The organism is Okeania sp. SIO2B9 (assembly GCF_010672505.1).
In the GTDB taxonomy this organism is placed as follows: Bacteria; Cyanobacteriota; Cyanobacteriia; order Cyanobacteriales; family Microcoleaceae; genus Okeania; species Okeania hirsuta.
In genome coordinates this window covers 1-2590 of record NZ_JAAHGK010001106.1, presented here as the reverse complement: position 1 = coordinate 2590, position 2590 = coordinate 1, and the positions used below count along the sequence as shown (strand labels likewise).

Sequence of the window (2590 nt, the reverse complement as noted above, 5' to 3'; positions counted from 1 at the left end):
TTATCCATTTTTACCATATCCGGCAAGATTGACAACATCATACTGGTTTCCCCATCTCCTGCATGAATTCCCAATTCCATTTCCTTTGGCGTAAACAATTCTTTGCTAGGGTGAGGTATGCGCCAAGCAAAAAGCGGAAATAGCAAAAAATCCTCATATTTCTGGTGCAAGTCTCGCGCCACAATTTCGATAACTTGTGGTTGTCCGCCATGAGCATTCAAAAATACCAATTTACGGAACCCAGAGCGATAGATACTTTCAGCCATTTCTGTTAATACTGCCATCAAAGTCTGGGCGGTGAGAGTAATAGTACCCGGAAAATGCCAATGTTCGTTAGATTTACCGTAATATTGAGTAGGCAAGGCGTATGCAGGAATATTGGAGTCGAGTTTAGCAAGAGCTTTACCTGTAATAAAAGTAGCGATCGCCGAATCAACAATTATAGGTAAATGGAAGCCATGTTGTTCAATAGAACCCACTGGTTGAATAATTACTACATTTTCTTTATTTGGCATTGTTTCAATATCTTGCCAGGTGAGATAGGGAAAAAATCTTTCTGGTGGAATAAAATTGTGCATCATCATTAATAGTTAAATAAATTATCATTAATAATTTAAGTGAACTTGTTCAAGAAACTTTTGTCAATCTTATCGCGCTACGCGTAAGGCAACAGGCAACAGGCAACACAGGAATACAAAAGGGTTTCAGTTTCTATTCATGTCAAACACCTTAATGTATAGCGATATATAGTTTAGTGCCCAAAACTAAGGGTAGTCCTGCTCGCGTAATGGTAGATGGGGATGAACAACGGCGCTTCATGGGAGCATCTTGCTCCCACTGTTTTTGTCCTTGACCAAAATAATGACAATAGACCACAATTACAATCCACCACCACCAAACCAAGTTCTAAATATTCAAACACTGGTATAGCAATGTGCGCTGGGATATTTACAAATTACAGGAACTGTCCAATAGCTAAAAGTCTTATATTATTGGTTTTTTATTCCCCTTGTTGCCTGTTGCCAGATGAGCTGTTGCCTGCGCACAGCGCTATATATGTTATAAATATGCTATAAATAGTACTTAATTTGAAACTACTCATGGCTTACGAACACGAAAAACAAATAGCAATTGAAGCTGCTCTAGCAGCAGCTAAACTCTGCGAACAGGTTCGTGGAAATATTCCACCTGCAATGGAAAAAGGTGATAAAAGTCCGGTAACTGTTGCTGACTATGGCGCTCAAGCGTTGATTTGCAAAGCCTTGGGTGAGACCTTTCCAGACGATCCAGTGGTAGGAGAAGAAGACGCCACTGAATTACAAACTCCAGAGATGGCAGAAAATTTGACAAAAGTGACAAATTATGTAAAAGAACAGATAGCAGATGCTACTCCAGAACAGATAGTACAATGGATTAACCAAGGTAACGGTAAAGTCGGACCTCGTTATTGGACTTTAGACCCCATTGATGGCACAAAAGGGTTTTTACGTCAAGACCAATATGCAGTAGCGTTGGCATTGGTGGAAGCAGGAGAAGTTAAGGTAGGGGTGTTAGCTTGCCCAGCGATGCCAGTAGAAAATAATCAACCAGGGATGTTGTATGTAGCGGTTCGGGGTGAAGGAGCAGCAATGATGCCAATAGCAGGAGGTGAATTTACTCCTATTCATGTTGTGAAAGCGGGTGATACTACTAATCTCCGGTTTGTGGAAAGTGTGGAAACTTCTCACGGCGACCAAGACCGTCAGAATGCAGTAGCGAAAGCTGCGGGTATTACTGCGCCTTCTGTACGGGTAGACTCTCAAGCAAAGTATGGTATTGTGGCATCTGGGCAAGCTGCTTTATATTTGCGTTTGCCTTCACCGAAGTCTCCTAACTACCGGGAGAATATTTGGGATCATGCTGCCGGAGCGATCGTTGTGGAAGAAGCTGGAGGACGTGTTTCCGATCTTTATGGTAAACCGTTAAATTTTGCTGATGGAGCGAAGATGGTTGATAACCGTGGTGTAGTTGTTAGTAATGGGATAATTCACGATCGAGTTTTAGCTGCTTTGCAAGAATAGATATTTATAGCAGAAGGAAGAAGGAAGAAGGAAGAAGGAAAATCTGGCGTTGTCTGAGTTTTAAGCTTTTGATATGTCGGCCTCCTTTCCTTCGACTGCTGTAACTAAAGCTAGGCAACGAAAAATCAGGGTGGTTATACCGTTTCACAGAAGTCAGAAGTTATATCAAGTCTCATTAATTAGGGCTTGCTGAAAAAGTCTTATGGATGAGGGTAGGAGACAGGAGACAGGAGACAGGAGACAGGAGAAATGGGAATTGTAGAAGAGGTAGTCGGAAAATTGTCCCTTGATTTTTCTGCCATAATCATCCCAAAATACTAGCTTTTTGCAGCTCTTGCCACTGAAAAGATGACACTTTTTGAGACAAAAAAATGCTACAACCAATATAAGTCAATGCTTTGATATTTAATCAGCAAACCCTAATTAGCCATAATAAATTAGCTATCTTTAAGTCATCTTTAGATGACTTCTGCTATGCAGCCCAGAAAGAAATTTCTGGGCGGATGCCATGGCCTGCTATACTTCGGCGA

Annotated in this window: 3 protein-coding genes; 1 reads left to right on the top strand and 2 read right to left on the bottom strand. The window is 41.3% G+C overall.

Translation table 11 applies throughout. From position 1 onward, the window contains the following. A partial coding sequence (locus F6K13_RS27840; RefSeq protein WP_287289109.1) for a creatininase family protein occupies positions 1 to 578 on the bottom strand: 578 nt, incomplete at its 3' end. A gap of 151 nt (positions 579 to 729) precedes the next feature. Further along, complete coding sequence (locus F6K13_RS27835; protein ID WP_161564322.1) at positions 730 to 876, bottom strand: hypothetical protein; 147 nt, start codon at positions 874 to 876, stop codon at positions 730 to 732. Positions 877 to 1100: 224 nt separating this feature from the next. On the opposite strand from F6K13_RS27835, the gene F6K13_RS27830 reads away from it, so the two are divergent. Then, positions 1101 to 2060 carry a 3'(2'),5'-bisphosphate nucleotidase gene (locus F6K13_RS27830; RefSeq protein ID WP_124143205.1) on the top strand — a complete coding sequence of 320 codons (960 nt, stop codon included), beginning with the start codon at positions 1101 to 1103 and terminating at the stop codon, positions 2058 to 2060. Positions 2061 to 2590 lie beyond the last annotated feature (530 nt).